Raw genomic sequence first — 18,301 nt, forward strand, 5'->3', positions numbered from 1 at the left:
ACGTCATAGCCAACATATCCGGCGGCGTTGTTGGCTGCAATCCATCAGCTCCAACCGGCCGCATCGTCGCCGTCGCGCTGCACCGGGCGGCGGATCATCCCCGAAATCCTTTATCTACGGCCGTTCGAAAGATTTCTTAGGATCGGAAAGCAAAGCTGGCACAGCCCATGCATTAGTGACACTCGAGCAGACAAGATGCTCGATCCCAACCGCAAGACTGTGATGTTCCCTTCCAGGAGATTTACCATGAACACGCTGATGATCAAAGACCTGTCCATCACCGAACAACTCGACAGCAAGGCGATGAGCGCCGTGCGCGGCGGCTACGGCTACGGTTACCCCAGCACGTCGTATTTCAACTTCAGCCCGGTGGTCGCACCGAACAACAGCAAGAACGTCACCGCCACGCAGTTGATCAGCAACGAAATGAACATCCAGAGCGCCAACGGCAACAACGCAGCGTTCGTCGCTGGTGTCACCACCACGATCGACCCGCATGTGAGCTCGAGCAACAACATCAACGTGTATTGAACGGCGCAGGCCGCCGCGGAGGCTCTCAGGCCTCCGCGGGACGCGTCGCCCGGGAAACCGCGGCGCGTCAAAAAGATTTCGCATCCAATCGTTCTTTCCACACGACCCCAGCGTCACCGCTCGATCCCCGCGCCGACCTTCCTGCACTGCTTCGATGGTGAAGCGCGGCAGGACATGCTTTACTTAAAAAAGCGCGTTCTCCTCGTGCAACGTAGCCGGCGTCATCGGAGAAAATCGTGTCAGCGTTGCTTGATTCAATGGTTCGTCAGCGCTTTTTCAATGCCGCGGCGCGGCGTTGTCAGGACCGTGGGCTGGCGAGTGCGAGCCGCACGGCCGCGGCGCTGCGCGGACTCTGCGTCGCAACGGTCTGCGCACTGTCGCTGAGCGCGTGTGTCGACGTCAGCATGCCCGCCTACAAGCGGCCCGATACGCCCGCCAAGGCGTCGTGGTCGGATCAGAAAGGCTCGCCGGTATCGGCGTCCGCCACCATTGAGCAGGACTGGTGGAAGGGCTTCCACGATCCGTATCTGGACACGCTGATCGCGAAAGCGATCGCAGGCAACTTCGATATCAAGGTGCTGGCCGCGCGTATCGACGTGGCCGGCACGCAGATCGGCGAGGCCAAAGCCGGTGCGTTGCCGACCATGGATCTCGGCGGCGGCGCCGACTTCCAGAAGACTACGGGCCAGACGTTTTCCAAGCAGTACAACGTCGCGACGCAGGTGAGCTGGGACATCGATATCTGGGGCAAAGTGGAGAAGGGCGTGCAGGCGCAAAAAGCCGAGTTCCACGCAAGCGAAGCGGATTGGCGCGCCGGTTATCTGGAACTGGTGGCGAACGTCTCGAGCACCTACTTCCAGATCCTGCAATTCGACGACCAGATCGAACAGCAGCAGCAAACGCTGGTCACGAACCGGCAGATTCTCGCCATCTACGATGGTCAGCGCCGCAATGGCCTCATTCCGCAAACCCAGGTGTTGCGTCAGCAGGCCGAGATCAACCGTCTAACGAATCAGCTGCTCGAACTGCGCCGCTCGCGCGATGTCGCGAACAACGCGTTGTGCACGCTGCTCGGCGTGCCGGCGGGCGAGTTCCAGTTGCCCAAAGGGCATTTGCAGCAACGCGTGCAACTGCCCGTAGTGCCGGAAGGCTTGCCCGCGCAGCTCCTTGCACGGCGCCCCGATGTGGTGGCCGCCGAGTTCAGAGTGCTGGAAGCCTACGATCTGGTCGGCCAGGCCAAGCTCGCGCAATTGCCGACCATCAACCTCACCGGCCACGGCGGCACGGCGAGTTTTGCACTGACCGATCTGCTGAAGTCGTTCACCTACGGATTCATGCCCAGCATCAACATCCCGCTGCTCGATCCTGGCGTGCGTGCGCATGTGAAAGTCACGCAAGCGCAATCGACGGTTGCCGAGCAGCAGTATCGGGTAGCCGTCATGGGCGCATTCGAGGAAGTGGAGAACGCGCTGGTCAATCTGAATTCGCACAAGGCGCAGCGTGTGGAATTACAGCAGGAGGTGTCGCGTTTGCAAACCGTCGCCGAGCAGATCGAGTCGCAATTGCGTCTGGGCCTGGTGTCGCAACTGGAAGTTTTCGAAACTGAACGGACCTTGCTGGAAGCGCAACAGGAACTGCTCGCCAATCATCAGCTGATTCTGTCCGACACGGTGTTGCTTTACAAGGCGCTGGGCGGCGGTTGGCCGAGCGTGGATGTGCAGGCGGAAGTAAAGGAACACTGAGCTAATCCGGAGCGTGGTGCGTGTGTGGCGCATCGCGGCTGCATACGACGCATGAATGGCTCTTACAACCGACGATCTGAAAATTGACACTTGCCATGCGTGACTTAAAATTTGTAAGGAGTTGGGTTACGCCCGGCTCACCAGAACAACAGCCGTCATTCGCCGAAGTTCCTATTTCCGTTTCTGTTGTGCTCCCGTCGCAGCGGGTAAACGATTAGTGATCCAGATAAAATGACCGCCGGCGAAGCTCCGATTGCTGAGATGCGCGCGACACTGGACGCCACGTTCGACGTGGTGCTGTCGCCGGTTGCGTCCGCGCAGCGTCCCGCACTCGACGCGATCCGGATCGTCGACAGCCTGTTCGCGATAGGCCGAACCGAGGCGCCATTTACCGACTATCCCGCCGAACGCATTGCCCGCCTGTCGCGCCGCCATGCGAGGATTTTCATGGAACACGGCGCCGCCTACGTTGCCGACCTCGGCAGCAAGAACGGCACGACGCTCAACGGCAACGCGGTGCGGCAAGCGCCCGCGCGGGTGCGGGCCGGCGACGAACTGTGCTTCGGCGGCGAGCTCTGCTATCGGGTGGGTATCGAGCCGCGGGCACGGGTCGTCGCCGCACGCGCGGCGAGCACGCCCGGCCTGCTGCTGGTGCCGCAGCGCGACGACCTCGAGCTTCAGCCGATCGACGTGCAGGCATTCCCCTTTCTCATCAGCAAGGCGGACGAGGTCTTCTCGCGCTACAAGGATCGCTATCCGCATCAGGTCAACTACATCTCGCGGCGTCATGCCCATATCTTTCTGAAGGGCGGTGAACTCTACCTCGAAGATCTCGGCAGCACGAACGGCACATTCGTCGGCGGAAAGCGGCTCGACGAAACCGCACTGCCGCTTGTGGAGGGGGACGTCCTTGCATTTGGCGGCGACCACTTCGTCTACAGGGTGACGTTGCAAAAACCCCCTGAAGTCGAGCCGACCGTGACCCAGCTATTCCTCAATCCCACTGCCGACGAAGCGGCCGATGCCGACAAGACCACGTTCGTGGCCGCCGCGCATTCGTTCCTCGATATCTTTTGCGTGGACCCCGGGTTACAGCGCGAGGATGAAGTCAACGAGGCGGCGCCGGCCGCACCCGCGCATGCGAGGCGCGACACACCGGCGGGCGGTGCGCATGGCACGAGCGGTAAGAACGGCGCGAGCGCCACGAGCGGCACGAGCGGCACAAACAGAGCCAACGGTACGCATGGCGCAAACGGCGCGCAAGGCAAACAAAGCTCGAACGGCGCGCACGGAACGAACACAGCGAAGGGCCGGCCACAGCGTTGGCGTCTGCTCGCGGAAGAACTCGGCAAGGCCTTTGCGGGTGGCGATCACACCCTGTCGCGTCGCGCCATGTGGTGGAGCGGCGCGGCCTTCGCCATTCTGGTGGCCGTCGCGCTGACACTCTACCTGCGCGGGTCGTCGGAGCGCGAGTTGAGGAACCTGCTGGCGAGCGGCGATTACACCAGCGCCGTGACAGCGGCAAACGGCTATCTGGCGAAGCATCCCGCCGACACGAAAGTCAGCGCGCTGGCGAGCGAAGCGCTGCTGAAGGCGAAACTCCCCGGCTGGCTGGACGCGCTGCAGAAGGCGCAGTTCGACCAGGCCGACACGCAGCTCAAGGAGATGAGAACGTTGAGCGCGAACAATGTGGATGCCACCGCTCTGGTGGGCGAATTGCAATGGGTGGGGGACCTCGAGCGCTTCGTGGCGGGGCGAGGCGGGGTGGATGCGCCGATCCGCATGTACGCCGACGAGGCGACCATCGGCGGCCTGCTGCAACGTTGGGACGACGACGCCAGGAGCCATCAGCGCGCGCTCGACCGCATCGCCTCGTATGTGCCCATTTTTGCGGAGCCTTACGCGCAGGCGCTGAGCCATCTGCGCAAACTGGAGAGCGACGACTCGGTGTATCTCGCCGCCATCGACCGCCTGAACGGCACCATTCGCAGCGAACTGGAGCGCGATAAACCCGATGCGCTGCCTGCTGTCCTCGACGACTATGCGCAGCGCTACCCGCGTCTCGCCGGCCTCGATCGCGTGCGGGAAGATCTGCACCACTACACCGAGGTGCTGAACGCCGCGCTCAGCCGGCAACTGACGCCATTGCTCGCCTTGATGAAGACGGTGCGTTTCGCCACCCCGCCATTTCAGGCGCAGTTTCAGCAATTGTCCGCGAGCCGGCTCCCGTCGGCGGACGTCATCCAGCGTCATGACGCGGCGACCGCTGCCTGGCAGCGCGGCGACACCCAGCAGGCGCTGGCGGATTTGCAGGCCATGCCTGCCGGGCCGTGGTCCGACGTGATCGCCGCGGAACTGGCGCACAAGAAAGCGCTGCTGGACCAGTTCGCCGATTTGCAGAAGACCCGTGGCGGCAAGGATTATGACGAGCGCCTGCTGTCGTTCTACGCCAGCCTCGATCCGGCAGCCGACGTATGGCTCGTGCAATCGATTCAGAAAGACGTCGCCGCCCTGCATGACAAAGCGCTGGCTCGCGCTCAGGACCTGATGCTGCGCGCGCAAAGCCTGTGGAAACAATATCGGGCGAGCGGTTCCATCGGCGGCACGCAGCGCCTGGAGGCGGGGATTTCACCCGGCTTTCGCAGCGAGGCGCGTCTGCTTGCCGATGCGCAGTCCGCCGCGCAACAGGGCATGCGCATCTACACGCAACTGAAGGCGGACCATCCCGCCGACTTCGACCGTCTGCTCGCGGATATTCAGGCCGAAGCGGATCTGCAGCGCCGCTCGCTGACCGAGTTGCGCATGGTGCTGGACCCGGGACTCCTGAAGGCGAAGCTGGCGTTGATCGGAGGGGAGCAGAGTGAAGCGCGACAATCACCCTAGGCCGTTGTCGGAGGCGCTGGAGGATCACAGCGTCGAAGGCATCGCGATCCTGACCGCCGAGCCGGTGCGGATCGCTCGCGCGGTGATCTGGGCGATGGTCGCGCTGGTGGTGGCCGGCTTGCTGTGGTCGTTCGTGGGGCGCGCGGATGTGATCGTCAGCGCGCAAGGCACGCTCTCGCCGGAATCCGAAGTGCGCCGCATCTATGCGCCGATCGACGGCGAGCTCGCCGATCTGTACATCGCCGAGGGGCAGCCGGTATCGAAGGGCGACGTCCTGGCGCGGCTGAATGCGCGCGGCGCGATCGAGGCGGCGAGCAACGCGTTGCAGGCGCAACTCAAGCTCGAAGACGCCGAGCGCGACTGGAAGCAGTTCCCTGAGAAGAAGGCGCTGATGGAGCGCAAGGCGGCGGCGCTGAAGGCGCAGATGGAAGTGGAAGCGCGCCTGCACGAAAATCGCGTCTCCGAGGGCACAACCAAGCTCGCCGAGGGCCAGAAGGCCGAACTCGACGAAGCGCGCAGCGTGCTCGACAACGCACGGCGCACGCGTGAAGCGGCCCGTCAGGAACTGGACCGTTACTCGCGGCTGTTCGCGCAGCCAGGCGGCGGCGGTATCGCCGAATTGCAGGTCGAACAGAAGCGCACCGCCGCGATGGAAGCGGACAATGCCTACCGCGTCGCGCAATCGAAACTCGCGGAACTGGATTTCCGCCTGAGCCACGAATACGCGCAGGCCAATGCGCAACTCGAAACCAGCGGCCAGCAGACTACCGATCTGCAACTCCAGTACGACTCGGCCGTCCGCGACATCACCGACGCCGAAGACAAACTGCGCCTGCAACTGCAGACCGCACGCCTCGTGGCCGAAGCCGCCGCGCGGATCCGTTTCGAGAACATCGACAAGGACAACTTCCTGCTGATCCTCGCGCCGGTCTCCGGCGTCATCACCGACGTGACCTCCACGCAGCGGGGCGACAAGATCCAGGCGAACGCGCCGCTCGGCGGTATCGCGCCAAAAGACGCGAAGCCCGTGCTGAAGATCGAAATCGCCGAACACGATCGTGCTTTTCTGCATGAGGGCCAGCCGGTGAAGCTGAAGTTCAACGCGTTCCCGTATCAGCGCTATGGGCTGATCAGCGGCACGCTCGCCTATATTTCACCGGCCACCAAGCCGTCCTTGCAGGACAAGCAGCCGGTGTACGAAGGCCGAGTCACGCTCGAGAAGAACTACTACCAGATTGCCGACACCCGCTATCCGCTGCGCTACGGCATGACGGCGAGCGCCGAGATCGTAGTGCGCGAGCGGCGGCTGATCGACCTGGGGCTCGATCCATTCAGGCAGGTGGCGGGATGAGCGCGCCGATTACACGTCAATTAAAGGAGCGGATGCCATGACCGCGATAGTGCGAATCGATGACGAAGTCGTGGACGTTGCCGAGTTCATTCGTCTTCTGAAACTGACCGGCCAGTTCGATAGCCTGATCGAGCAGATCGTGCGCGACAAGCTCACGGTGCATGCGGCCAGGAAACAGGGCATGGCCGTCACCGCCGACGAAATCCAGCAGCGCGCCGACCAGTTCCGCCGCGTTCGCGGCCTGCATCGCGCGACGGATATGAATCAGTACCTCGATGCGCTCGGCGTGAGCCTCGACGAATTCGAGGCCTTCATTACCGACGGCCTGTATCAGGAGAAGATGCTCGACGTGGTCGGCAACGAGGCGGCGATCAAGGATTACTTCGCGCTGAATTCGCCGAAGTTCGATGCGATCGAGGTAAGCCACATCGTGCTCGATAGCGAGGGCAAGGCGAAGGAAATGATCTCGTATCTGCACGACGATCCCGACAGCTTCGCCGACATGGCGCGCGAACATTCGATCGCGGATACGCGCGAAGCCGGCGGCGTGATCGGCAAAGTGTTGCGCGGATCGTTGAAGCCGGACATCGAGGCGAAGATTTTCAATGCAGCGGTGGGCGATCTGCTTGGGCCGTTTCCATCGGCGGATCGCTCGTGCTTCGAGATCTTCGCCGTGACGGCGAAATATCCGGCGGCGCTCGACGCGGATGTCGCCTCGGAAGTGAGACGGCTGCTGCGTGAGAGCTGGTTGATCGCGCGCGCGCAGGAGCATGTGATCGAAGCACGCTAGCCGCGCGATTCACGTTTCGCATTTCGCATCGCAACAAAGGAACGCAACGTACCGCACAGCCGAACCGAGGTCCGCAAGCCCATGGATGCCCCCCAGACCGCGCCCTCCGCTGCCGAGTTTCTCACCTCGGTGGAAATTCTCTCGCCATTCTCGCGCGACGAGATCGAGCGTCTTGCCGAATACGCGCAGGCACGCTTCTATTCGTTCGGCGAAACGGTGTGCTCGGCGGGCGAGACGGCTGACGGTCTTTATGTGGTTCGTTCGGGCTCGGTGCGTATCTTCACCGAGGAGCACGGCAAGGAAACCAGCATGGGCGTGCGCAAGACCGGCGAGATTTTCGCCGACATTGCGATGTTGCGCGCGTATGTGCACGAGGCGTCGGTGCGGGCGTCGGCGAAAACCGAATTGCTGTTCATTCCCCGCGCCGCGATCGAGCCGGTGATCGCCGGCAATCAGGCCGCGTTGGCATTTATCGCGAGCTATGTGGCGATCAGTTCGGCCGGCGGTTTCGTGGCGCAGCTGTTCGATCTGCGCGGCAAGCTCAACAAGGCGGAACTCGAAGAATATGTGCGCAGCGTCGGCGTGAAGCGGGTGGCCGCCGGCAAGGAAATTCTCAAGCAGGACGGGCGTGACGACCGGCGGCTCTATGTGGTGCGGCAAGGCGGCGTGCGCATCGTCCGTCATGAGGAAGGCCACGACTACACGCTGGCGACGCTGGGCGAAGGCGAGATCTTCGGCGAGAAGGCGTGTTTGATGCGGCAGGAGCAAATGGCGTCGGTGGTGGCCACGACCGATACGCGGCTGCTGGTGATTCCGGAGCGAACCGTCCATTTCATTCTGGAGCGCAATCCTAAGCTGCGCGAAGTTCTGGATGAGCGGATTCGTTACGGCGACCGTGAATTGCAGCGGCAAAAGCGTCTCGAACAGCGGCGCAAATTGCCCTTGATGCTCGACTTGCAGACCAAACCCGAATTCGGTGAAAAGGTCATCAAGCGCTTTGCACTGGTCGAACAAGCTGAGGAAATGGATTGCGGCGCTGCGTGCCTCGCCATGGTCTGCCGCCACTACAGCATCCCGATGACGCTCGGCAAACTGCGCGAACTCGCCAACGTCACGACGCAAGGCGCCACGCTCGACAGTCTCGCGCGCGCGGGCGAATCGCTCGGCTTCACCGCGCGTGGCGTGCAATGCACATTCGATTCCTTGCGCGGCTTCGATCTGCCCTTCATCGTGCATTGGGAGGGCTACCACTATGTCGTGGTGTACGGGCTTTCGAAGGACTACGTGTGGGTCGCCGATCCGGCAATCGGTTTCCGGAAAATGACGGTTGAGGATTTCGAGCGCGGCTGGAGCGGCACATGTCTGCTCTTTACCGGCGGTCCGAATCTGTTGCAGATGTCGGCCGCGCGTTCACCGTGGATACGCTTTGTCGGCTACCTCAGGCCGTACAAGAAGATTCTTGGCCACCTGTTTCTTGCCACCTTCGTGATTCAGGTGCTCGGCGTGATTCCACCGCTCATCATTCAGAACATTCTCGACGGCGTGATCGTGCATCAAAATGTCAGCCTGCTGCATCTGCTGATCGGTGGCCTGATCATCGCCAATGTGTTTTCGCAGTTGATGTCGTCGATTCGCGCGTATCTGGCGAATTTCATGGTGCGCAACATGGACTTCGCGATGATGTCGCAATTCTTCAAGCACACCATGTCCCTGCCGTTCTCGTTTTTTGCCAAACGAAAAACCGGCGATATCTTCGCGCGCTTCCAGGAGAACCAGACGATCCGTGCCTTTCTCACCGAATCCACGGTGACCACCGCGTTGAATCTGCTGATGGTGTTCATCTACTTCACGATCATGTTCGTCTACAACGTGAAGATGACGCTGGTATTGATCGCGTTCGTGATCCCGATCATGGCGTTGACCGCGCTCGCCACGCCGAAGATCAAGAACTATGCGCGCGAGGTGTTCACCGCCTCGACCGAATCGAAGTCGTTTCTGATGGAAGCGCTTGCCGGTGTCGAGACCGTCAAGGGCATGGGCATCGAACGGCCGGTGCGCTTGCGCTGGGAGAAGAAGTACGCGAAGGCGCTTGAAGTGCAGTATCGCGCGCATGCCTTCAACATTCTCGTTGGACTCGGCAGCCAGTTGCTGAATGCGGCGACGACGATCGCCATCCTGTGGGTCGGGGCGAATCTGGTGCTGGCGCGCGAAATGACCATCGGTCAGTTGATTGCATTCAATGCGTTCATGGGCAGCGTGCTGGGCCCGCTGATGGGACTGGTCGGTTTATGGAGCATGTTGAATGACGCGGGCGTGGCGATGGAGCGCCTCGGCGACGTGCTTGATATCGAGCCGGAACAGAATCCGCAGGACTTGCCTTCGCGCGTGATGCTGCCTGAACTGCAAGGCGAGATCAGCCTGAGCGGCGTCTATTTCCGCTACGGCGAGAACGACTCGGCGTATGTGCTGGAAAACATCAGCTTCGACATCAAGCCCGGCGAACTGGTGGCGATTGTGGGCCGCAGCGGTTCCGGCAAGACCACGCTCGCCAAGTTGCTGGTCGGCTTCTACGCACCGACCGAGGGCAAGATGACCATCGACGGCTATGACCTCGGCGTGGTCGACAAGGCCTATTACCGCGCGCAAATCGGTTATGTGATGCAGAGCAATCTGCTGTTTTCCGGCACGATTGCCGAGAACATCGCCAGCGGCGACGACGCGCCCGAGCGGCGCCGCATCGAAGAGGTCGCGAAAATGGCCGACGCGCACGCGTTCATCAGCAAGATGCCGCTCGGCTACGAGCAGATTGTCGGCGAACGCGGCATTGGCCTGTCCGGCGGACAGATCCAGCGGCTGTGCATCGCGCGGGCGCTCTATCACGATCCGCGTCTGCTGGTTTTCGACGAAGCGACCTCGGCGCTGGACTCGCAATCGGAAAGCAATATTCTCGGCAACATGCACGATATTCTGAAAGGCCGGACGGCGGTGATCATTGCGCACCGGCTCAGCACCATCATGCGCGCGGACAAGATTCTGGTGCTGTACGAAGGGGCGATTGTCGAACAGGGCCGTCACGATGAACTGATCCAGCGCGGCGGCATGTACTACCAGCTGGTCCAGAAACAGTTGAGTGCATGATGAAGATACTCGACCAGGTAGAAGAGTCCAGTCCGGCGATTTCATACGCAGGCTTGATCGAGCGCATCGAGATTTTGCGCTCGACGCTGCGCTGGTCGTCCCGGCTCGAACGCGCCGACATCGACAAGCTGCTCCGGCAAGCCACTTCGCTGCGCGACGAGGTCATGCAGCTCTCGCACAAGGAGCGCTTCGTGCAGGCCGCGACGGCTGCAGAGCCCGCGGCGCCGGCCGATCAATCGCGTGGTGCGCGCAGAAAGGCATTGATCGAGCGCAGCTTCATTTTCGAAGGGACGTTCGGCGACAATCCGCGCTTGCTCGAATCGCTCGAAATCGCCGAGAAGGCGGCGCCGACCGATTTGCCGGTGTTGATCGACGGCGAGAGCGGCACCGGCAAGGAGCTGATGGCGAAAGTGATTCACGCGAACGGTTCACGCGCCGACAAACCGTTTATCTCCGTGAATTGCGGCGCGATTCCGGACAATCTGCTGGAGTCTGAATTGTTCGGTCACCGCAAGGGCGCGTTCACGGGGGCTTCGAATGACCGCAAGGGGAAATTCGAAAGTGCGCATACCGGCACGATCTTTCTCGACGAAATCGGCGAGTTGCCGCTGGCCGGTCAGGTGAAGCTGCTGCGCGTGCTGGAAGCGCACGAGATTCAGCGCGTGGGTTCCGATGAAACGATTGCCGTCGATACGCGCATCGTCGCGGCGACCAATCGCAATCTGCGGCAGCTCAGCGAAGAGGGCAAGTTCCGCGAGGACCTGTTCTACCGTCTTAGCGTGATTCATGTCACGTTGCCGCCGCTGCGCGAGAGGCGCGATGAGATACCGCTGCTGATTGCGTGGTTCGGTGACGAGGCCGCCGGCACGCTAAAGCGCAGGCCCGTCAGATTGACGCCGAGACTGCGGGACTTCCTGCTGAACTATGCGTACCCAGGCAATATTCGTGAACTGCGCAACGTGATGTATCGCGTGTCGTGTCTGGCCGGCGACATGGCGGATGTCGAGCATCTGCCGCTGGATATGCGGCCGGCCGCGCCCGGCTCGGCCGAGGCTTTGGCCAACGCGGTCACTGCGACGGGGCAGGAGCCGATCAGCGTGGCGAATCTGATGTCGCTAAGCGACGCGAAGCGCGCCGCCAGCGACGACGCGGAAAAGGCTTTCCTGGAGCGTGGCCTGCGCGAGGTGAGCGGCACGGTCGCGGAATTGGCGCGACGCATCGACATGAACCGCTCGCATCTGCAAATGCTTCTGAAGAAGCATGGTCTGCATTCGAAGGATTTTCGCAATCGCAATGCGCCGCCCACGGGCAGAAACGGGGCTGATGAGCACGATGAAGAAGATGGCGATAATTGAGGCTGGGTGCTCGATGTCATTGATCGAGTGGTTCGACGAAGTGCATGCCTCGCGCGAGCAGCCCATTGCGGAAATAGAAGCGTTGCGCAAGTGCCATGTGCAGACCCGTGTCGAGCACGAATTGCGCGCAGCCGGCTTCGCGCGCAATCTGTCGGACCGCGTCGAGCAGTTGCGCGCCGATGCCTCCACGCTGCAGCCTGCTATCCACGACCAGATCGTCGACGTAGACGAAGCGGCCGTACAGCAGGCTGGTCAATGTGCGATAACCGGCGAGGCCGACGACGCGGCCCGCGTCGGACGCAGCGAGCAGGCGATAGCCCTCCACATGCTGTCTGGCCACCAGCGCGGCGAACGAGTGCGCGTCCGTCAGATGCGGGCGCAACTGGCGCATGAGGTCGAATGCGGGCAGAAGCGAATCGGGCGTGTCGAGGTGAATGAAGCGAAGCGAGGCGGGCATGTGCGTCTCCATGAGGAACGACGCTCACGATACCTGGCGCACGGCCCGGTCGATAGAGCCAAGAATATGCGACTCGACCAAGCCATCAGGCGGGTGCGGTGTGTCGCTAGCCGAATTCGACGCAGCCGCCACGCAAGGACAACGGACTCCCTATAGCGCGATGATCGGCTGGCTGGATGGATCGCCCGCATGTTCTCCGAGCATCTCCTTCAGATCGCGCTCTATGATGCTGCACAGCGTTGAAATGGGAACGTCATTTGCGCCGCCTTCAAACGGGTTCTCGGTGCTTTCCCCAACCTGCTCGAGCGACGTATACATCCACGATACTGCGACGCTGCATGGCACCACCAGCCATACCATGTTGCCATGCATGAAGCCACTCACTCCATCATTCAGCTTATCGAATTCGTGAAGCAGCCCGAATGGGAAGAGCAAACAGAAGAACCTCACGAATAAAGAACTGACCGTTGCATATTGGCGTGGATAGGGGAAATTCTTGAAACGTTCCGATCTTGACTGGAGATCGATGAAGTCCCCCACAGCCCGTTGAAGCTCCATGTAGAAGCTTGAATTCAGGTGCCCCGCAATGTGAAGCATCTTGAGCGAAGCGCCTTGCAGGCTCAGCACGAATGTTGCGACAGAAGTGGAGGAAAGCGCTTGCGCTGTTTCCGAGGGAGACAGATATTCCGGCAATACTTCGCTAATGTCTCTTTCCCACTCCGGCACACGATAGAACCGACGATATTCAGCGTTGGAACGCTTGCTCGTGCTTTCCCAGATACGGGGTCGACGTAGCTCATATCGCAGCGCGGTCAGCCAGGCAAGGTGCCGATACACCAGTTTTCGGGAAATGTCTTCGTCTTTGACAAGATCGCGTGCAATTTGGCCCCAGCGACGGCTTCTGCTCAATATGTCAATCCAGATGTCGAGGGCGTCCATCGCCCTGTTGTATGTCTGAACGTTTTTGAAGCCAACGATAAACGACGTCGCGGTTCCGAGCAGAACTACGATCGTCAGAGGTACCGACAGCCATGTAAGAGCAAAAAATTTGTATAGAACGACCGGCACGGAACCGCAAACGAGAAGTCCGTAGATTTGTCGTCGAGTCCAGATCAAAAACTCCAATAGCTTATAGGATTTTCCAAGGTGCATTTTGTGTGTCTCAGGCTACAGCAGGTGAGTAATGAAAAAAGGACGCGGACAACGTGCGCACCCGGCGCCACGTTCCACGCCCAATTGACACCGGCCGGACCGCTCCTCCCCTAAGACGTTGCACGCTCGAGTTCTGTGACATATGACCGAAAATCTTCCGCCGGACTTCATGCTAAACGGTTGACTCAAGTTGTGATTGTTGTTCTTTAGACAACACGGAAGCGTCCGTTTTTGGTCTTCCGTTGAGGACAAGGCATGCCTATGATGACGGCCGGGTTCGATCCCGGCGCCGCATTGTCGGCGCCGCACGATGCTCGGACCATCCGGCCAACGACGTCTCACACGGCGATCTCAATTCCATGCGTGGCAATAGCCTGGTGTCAGAGAGTTGTCGGACTGGCGCTCATATATTCACACGGCTGGAGAGATCTGTTCATGAACGACGACGCGCGCGCCTTCAATGGGCTTCGCCCTCGGCTGCACAAAATTGCCTATCGGATGCTGGGGTCCATTGCCGAGGCCGAAGATATCGTGCAGGACGTCTGGCTGCGCTGGTATGCGGCGCCCCGGGAAGCCATCGAGAATGTTGAGGCGTGGCTCGTCGCAGTCACGACGCGCCTGTGTATCGACCGTCTTCGCGCGGCAAAAATTCAGCGTGAACATTATTCGGGCATATGGTTGCCAGAACCTGAAATGACCGACCCGTCGGCTACGCCAGAAGGGGTCAGGGAACGCGCCGACGACGTCTCGGTGGCCTTTCTGATGCTGCTCGAGCGGCTGACTCCGGAGGCGCGCGCAGCATTCCTGCTACGCGAGGTCTTCGACGCGGACTATGACGAAGTCGCTGAAGCCATCGGCAAGACGGAGGCCGCGTGCCGCCAATTGGTCAGCCGCGCCAAAGCGCAACTACGCGAAGAACGGCCACGCTATGCCGTGCCGCGCGAAACCCATCGCCGCCTGCTGCGGACCTTCGCGCAGGCGCTGGAGCGCGGCGATTTCACGGCGATCAATGCCTTGCTGGCCGAAGACGCGATGCTGATCGGCGACGGCGACGGCGACGGCGGCGGCAAGGTGCCGAGCTTCCCGAAACCGATGGTGGGCGGCCGGCGCATCGCACAGCTTTTCTACGCTTCGTACCGGCGCTACGGCAGCGAACTCCGCGTCACGCGCGTGGTGCTCAACGGTCAATGGGCGCTGCTGCGATTTGTCGAGGGCAAGCTCGAATCGGCGCAGTCATTCGAAACGGACGGCGCGCGCATCGTCCGTATTCTCGTGCAGCGCAATCCCGATAAGCTGACGCGTATCGCCGCGGCACACGGCAACACCTGAACGCTGATATTTCTCCGTCCCGCCTGCGCTAGCTTGCATTTGATTGGTGTCCAGGAGACAACACCGTGCTCCCGTTTGCGGGTCTACCGTGCTACGCCACGTCGGCCTACGATGACTTCGTGCGGCGCGTTGCCGCTAACGACATCCGCCAAGCGCGAGTGTTCACCAGGAGAAGTCCATGACACAGCGTATCAACTACATTCAGCAATCGCCGGAGCTGTTCAAGAAATTCCTCGAATTCAGCAATCAACTGAAGGACAGCGCAATCGAACAATCGATCCGCGATCTCGTTTCGATCCGCGCGTCGCAGATCAACGGCTGTGGCTTTTGCGTCGACATGCACGTCAAGGAAGCACGCTTGCATGGCGAGCGTGAACTGCGCCTCCATCATCTGACGATCTGGCGCGAATCGACGCTCTTCGCGCCGCGCGAGCGCGCCGCACTCGCATGGACCGAAGCGTTGACCAGGCTTGCCGAGCCTGGCGTGCCCGACGATATCTACGAACATGTCCGTACGCATTTCTCCGAGAAGGAACTGTCTGACCTGACGTACGAAGTCATGTCCATCAACGCCTGGAATCGCGCGAACGTCGCGTTCAGGACCGTGCCGGGTTCGGCCGACAAGGCATTCGGCCTCGATAAGGCGAATCTCGCCTGAACCGTCTGGTTCTTCCAATCCTTTCCACCTTCGTCCCGCATGTGCGGGACGCGTTATTTGGCAGGCACACCATGTTTCCACTCAAGAACACCGCAATCGCAATGCTCGTCGTCGCGGGCGCGCATATCGGCGTGGCTTGTGCGGCGGCTCCCGAAGCCGTCGTGACACCGCTGATGACAAAGCCGCTCGACGACTATCCCGGCAAGGAAGCGCTGATGATCACCGTGACCTATCCACCGGGTTCTGTCGATCCAGTTCATCGGCATTACGCGGACGCCTTCGTCTATGTGCTGGAGGGATCGATCGTGATGCAGGTCAAGGGCGGCAAGGAGGTCACGCTCACGCCTGGGCAGACCTTCTATGAAGGGCCAAACGATGTACATACCGTCGGGCGCAACGCGAGCCAGACCCAACCCGCGAAGTTCCTGGTGCTTCTTCTGAAGGACAAGGGTGCGCCTGTTCTCGTGCCGGAGAAGTAAGCACGTTCGTGTGGCGACACTCTGCTTTTGCCCGTTTAGCTTGCCGGCGGCATCAGTGTTTGCATCGTCGGGGGGCGATTCCAGTGTCGGCGGATCTGCGCAGCGAACGCGGGCCCAGATGCATCCGCCCCAGAGAAATGGAAGCATTCAGACGTTGCCGCACGTGGCGGCTACACGCGTCAGCTTACCTCGTTTGAGCGGCTCATGTGCTCTCGCGTAAGGCCACGGCCATGCGTTGCGCGGCCCGGTCCATTTCATCCTCATTGAAGGGCGCGAAACCCATCACCAGACCTTGGCCCACGCTATGGCGCCGCGTGTATCGGCCCAACGGCGCCGCGTCGACACCGGCCGACTTCAATCTTCGAACGGCAGTGCGTTCATCGAGCTGCGACAGGTGACCCACGACGTCCAGACCGGCGGAAGCCAGTGGGACGTCGATCAAGCCCTTCCAGTGTTTCAGAGCCGTATGTTCGAACGCCTGTGCGCGAGTCGCATAGATCTTTCTGATGCGACGCACGTGCTTATCAAAATGTCCGTCGCCGAAAAAGTCTGCCATGACGGCCTGTGTCAAGCCGTTGGCACTTCGGTCAGTGACAGACGTCGCCCGGATAAACGGCTCGACGAGACGCGGAGGTAATACGACAAAGGCAAGCCGTAGCGAGGGAAACATCAGCTTACTGAATGTTCCCGCCAATACGACGCGGAAATCCGCGCCCGGCAGGCTCCGGAGCGCTGGAAGTGGTCTTGAGTGAAAGCAGTACTCGCTGTCGTAGTCGTCCTCGAAAATGATTGCTTCGCTCGAAGCCGCCCAACGAAGCAAGGCAGAGCGCCGTTCTGCGGACAAGGGCATGCCCAGTGGAGCCTGTCGCGACGGAGTGACGTAGGCGAGAACAGCTGACGGCGCCATGCGTATGCCCTCCTGCACGCGAAGGCCGTCCCGGTCAACGGGCACATCAACCACTCGGGTTCTTATGAGGTATATGCGACCTCGGGTTTGTCATTGACTCCAGTCGGTCCGAACCCAACAGGCGATCTGGTAGCAATCACGTTTGACAATTCGGGCCGCCTCACTTCGCCAGGCGCCTCCAGCCTTAGCTTCACCATCCCTAACGGTGCGGACGGTGGGGCCACGACGCAATCCTTGTCGCTGGATCTGACAGGTACGACCCAGTACGGTGGGAAGAACGGCGTAATCAGTTTGCAGCCAGACGGCAATAGTTCAGGGCAACTCGCGTCGTTCTCCGTTGGTCCTGACGGGGTATTGACTGGCTCGTTTTCGAACGGCACCTCGCTTGCCCTGGGCCAGGTGGTGCTCGCGACCTTCGACAATCCGAATGGTCTCGTGAATCTTGGAAACAACGCGTATGCGTAGACGTCTGAATCTGGCGTTGCTCAAATTTCCACCCCCGGTTCGACCAACGATGGGGTGCTCCAAGGTGGTGAGACCGAAGGCTCGAACGTGGACTTGACCGCGGAGCTTGTTCATTTGATCACGGCGCAACGCGACTACCAGGCCAATGCACAGACGATCAAGACTTAGCAGACGGTCGACCAGACGCTCAACAACATATAGTTGATACGTCATCCTATGAGTTGATGGACGATTCGATAACGTGTTGCTGGCATGCTGTTTTGTGCGAAGCCTTGTACCTTGTGAAGAGGCAAAATGCAAACCTTACGAATATCGGACCAGATAAGTCTGGCGTATTCGACGCCTGAGGGACGCCATGTGGTTTTCGTGTCGATTTGGTCTCGCGTCGATCAGCAATAGCCCGCGATGCCGGCGGGACAGAGAGGCGCGCCCGGTGGCTCTGCCATCGGGGTTCGTGTGCGAGTCCTATGAGCAAGCCACACATAGCAAGGGAGAACCGCAGCGACGATGCCCAACAACCACACCTGCCACCCGGCTTGGTGAAGATGTGCGAGCAATGCGCCAAGTCGGTCGGCCAACAGCGCACCTGCGAGCAGACCGGCGCATGCCCATATGCTTACGCTGGCGCAGTCGTGCAAGATAAAAGAACGTGTTTTGATCGCCAGGGCTCCGCAAAGAGGAACGGCGATCAGCGAAAGCCCGGGAACAAAGCGGACAATCATCAACGCACGCGCGCCACGTCGGGAAAAGAAGTACTCGAATCTGGCAATGTACGATTGCCTCGTGAACGACAGTTTGCATATCAGCTGGAGGGCGCGTTTGCCGTAGCGCTTGCCGCCTTGAAACCAGAGGAAGTCGCCAAGAACACCGCCGGAAACTGCGGCGCCGAGCAGAATGACGAAGTGAAGCAGCGTGCGCGCGAGGTCATATCTCGCAGTAACGATGCTGGCGCCGAGCGTCATTAGCGTCGTGATGGAAGGAAACGGCAGGCCGAGCGATGAGGCAAGCACGCTGAAGAATACGATGAGCGCGCCATACCGAGAAAGCAGTTCATGGGAAAACAT

Annotated in this window: 14 protein-coding genes and 1 pseudogene; 11 read left to right on the forward strand and 4 right to left on the reverse strand. The window is 60.8% G+C overall.

Annotation, left to right across the window (positions count from 1 at the left end; genetic code table 11):
- Nucleotides 1–246: 246 nt before the first annotated feature.
- The 7 genes from DSC91_RS01750 (at nt 247) to DSC91_RS01780 (ending at nt 11,790) form a co-directional block, all read left to right on the forward strand.
- A complete protein-coding gene (locus DSC91_RS01750; protein WP_115776546.1) occupies nt 247–531 on the forward strand; it encodes a hypothetical protein in 285 nt (94 codons plus the stop codon).
- Nucleotides 532–788: 257 nt separating this feature from the next.
- Nucleotides 789–2,273: an efflux transporter outer membrane subunit gene (locus DSC91_RS01755; RefSeq protein ID WP_229758383.1), complete on the forward strand. Its 1,485-nt coding sequence runs from the start codon at nt 789–791 to the stop codon at nt 2,271–2,273.
- A 231-nt stretch (nt 2,274–2,504) separates the two neighbouring features.
- Entirely contained in the window at nt 2,505–5,156 is a 2,652-nt protein-coding gene (locus DSC91_RS01760) for an FHA domain-containing protein (RefSeq protein ID WP_115776547.1), read from the forward strand.
- Nucleotides 5,134–6,507: a beta-barrel domain-containing protein gene (locus DSC91_RS01765; RefSeq protein WP_115776548.1), complete on the forward strand. Its 1,374-nt coding sequence runs from the start codon at nt 5,134–5,136 to the stop codon at nt 6,505–6,507. Before DSC91_RS01760 ends, DSC91_RS01765 begins: the two co-directional genes overlap by 23 nt.
- 37 nt (nt 6,508–6,544) lie before the next feature.
- Nucleotides 6,545–7,297, forward strand: coding sequence for a peptidylprolyl isomerase (locus DSC91_RS01770; RefSeq protein WP_115776549.1), 753 nt, complete (start codon nt 6,545–6,547; stop codon nt 7,295–7,297).
- A gap of 81 nt (nt 7,298–7,378) precedes the next feature.
- Entirely contained in the window at nt 7,379–10,435 is a 3,057-nt protein-coding gene (locus DSC91_RS01775; RefSeq protein WP_115776550.1) for a peptidase domain-containing ABC transporter, read from the forward strand.
- Complete coding sequence (locus DSC91_RS01780) at nt 10,432–11,790, forward strand: sigma-54 interaction domain-containing protein (RefSeq protein WP_115776551.1); 1,359 nt, start codon at nt 10,432–10,434, stop codon at nt 11,788–11,790. The genes DSC91_RS01775 and DSC91_RS01780 overlap by 4 nt, the downstream gene beginning before the upstream one ends.
- A 16-nt stretch (nt 11,791–11,806) precedes the next feature.
- Here DSC91_RS01780 and DSC91_RS01785 read toward each other — a convergent pair whose 3' ends face one another.
- Complete coding sequence (locus tag DSC91_RS01785) at nt 11,807–12,247, reverse strand: GNAT family N-acetyltransferase (RefSeq protein ID WP_115776552.1); 441 nt, start codon at nt 12,245–12,247, stop codon at nt 11,807–11,809.
- 150 nt (nt 12,248–12,397) lie between these two features.
- Nucleotides 12,398–13,399 carry a bestrophin family protein gene (locus tag DSC91_RS01790; RefSeq protein ID WP_115776553.1) on the reverse strand — a complete coding sequence of 334 codons (1,002 nt, stop codon included), beginning with the start codon at nt 13,397–13,399 and terminating at the stop codon, nt 12,398–12,400.
- Between the two features lie 435 nt (nt 13,400–13,834).
- On the opposite strand from DSC91_RS01790, the gene DSC91_RS01795 reads away from it, so the two are divergent.
- The 3 genes from DSC91_RS01795 to DSC91_RS01805 all read left to right on the forward strand — a co-directional run bounded on the left by DSC91_RS01795 (nt 13,835) and on the right by DSC91_RS01805 (nt 15,865).
- Nucleotides 13,835–14,728, forward strand: coding sequence for an RNA polymerase sigma-70 factor (locus DSC91_RS01795; RefSeq protein WP_115776554.1), 894 nt, complete (start codon nt 13,835–13,837; stop codon nt 14,726–14,728).
- Nucleotides 14,729–14,906: 178 nt separating this feature from the next.
- Nucleotides 14,907–15,386: a carboxymuconolactone decarboxylase family protein gene (locus DSC91_RS01800; RefSeq protein WP_115776555.1), complete on the forward strand. Its 480-nt coding sequence runs from the start codon at nt 14,907–14,909 to the stop codon at nt 15,384–15,386.
- A gap of 71 nt (nt 15,387–15,457) precedes the next feature.
- Entirely contained in the window at nt 15,458–15,865 is a 408-nt protein-coding gene (locus DSC91_RS01805; protein ID WP_115776556.1) for a cupin domain-containing protein, read from the forward strand.
- 202 nt (nt 15,866–16,067) lie between these two features.
- Here DSC91_RS01805 and DSC91_RS01810 read toward each other — a convergent pair whose 3' ends face one another.
- Nucleotides 16,068–16,772, reverse strand: a complete 705-nt coding sequence (locus DSC91_RS01810) for an aminotransferase-like domain-containing protein (RefSeq protein ID WP_229758376.1) — start codon at nt 16,770–16,772, stop codon at nt 16,068–16,070.
- Between the two features lie 54 nt (nt 16,773–16,826).
- On the opposite strand from DSC91_RS01810, the pseudogene DSC91_RS01815 reads away from it, so the two are divergent.
- A pseudogene (locus DSC91_RS01815) lies at nt 16,827–17,405 on the forward strand (flagellar hook-basal body complex protein); the annotation flags it as partial.
- Between the two features lie 221 nt (nt 17,406–17,626).
- On the opposite strand, the gene DSC91_RS01820 reads toward DSC91_RS01815, so the two are convergent.
- On the reverse strand, nt 17,627–18,301 hold the full coding sequence (locus DSC91_RS01820) for a DedA family protein (RefSeq protein WP_115776557.1): 675 nt from the start codon (nt 18,299–18,301) through the stop codon (nt 17,627–17,629).

Origin of the sequence: Paraburkholderia caffeinilytica (genome assembly GCF_003368325.1) — a bacterium.
GTDB classification, from domain to species: Bacteria; Pseudomonadota; Gammaproteobacteria; order Burkholderiales; family Burkholderiaceae; genus Paraburkholderia; species Paraburkholderia caffeinilytica.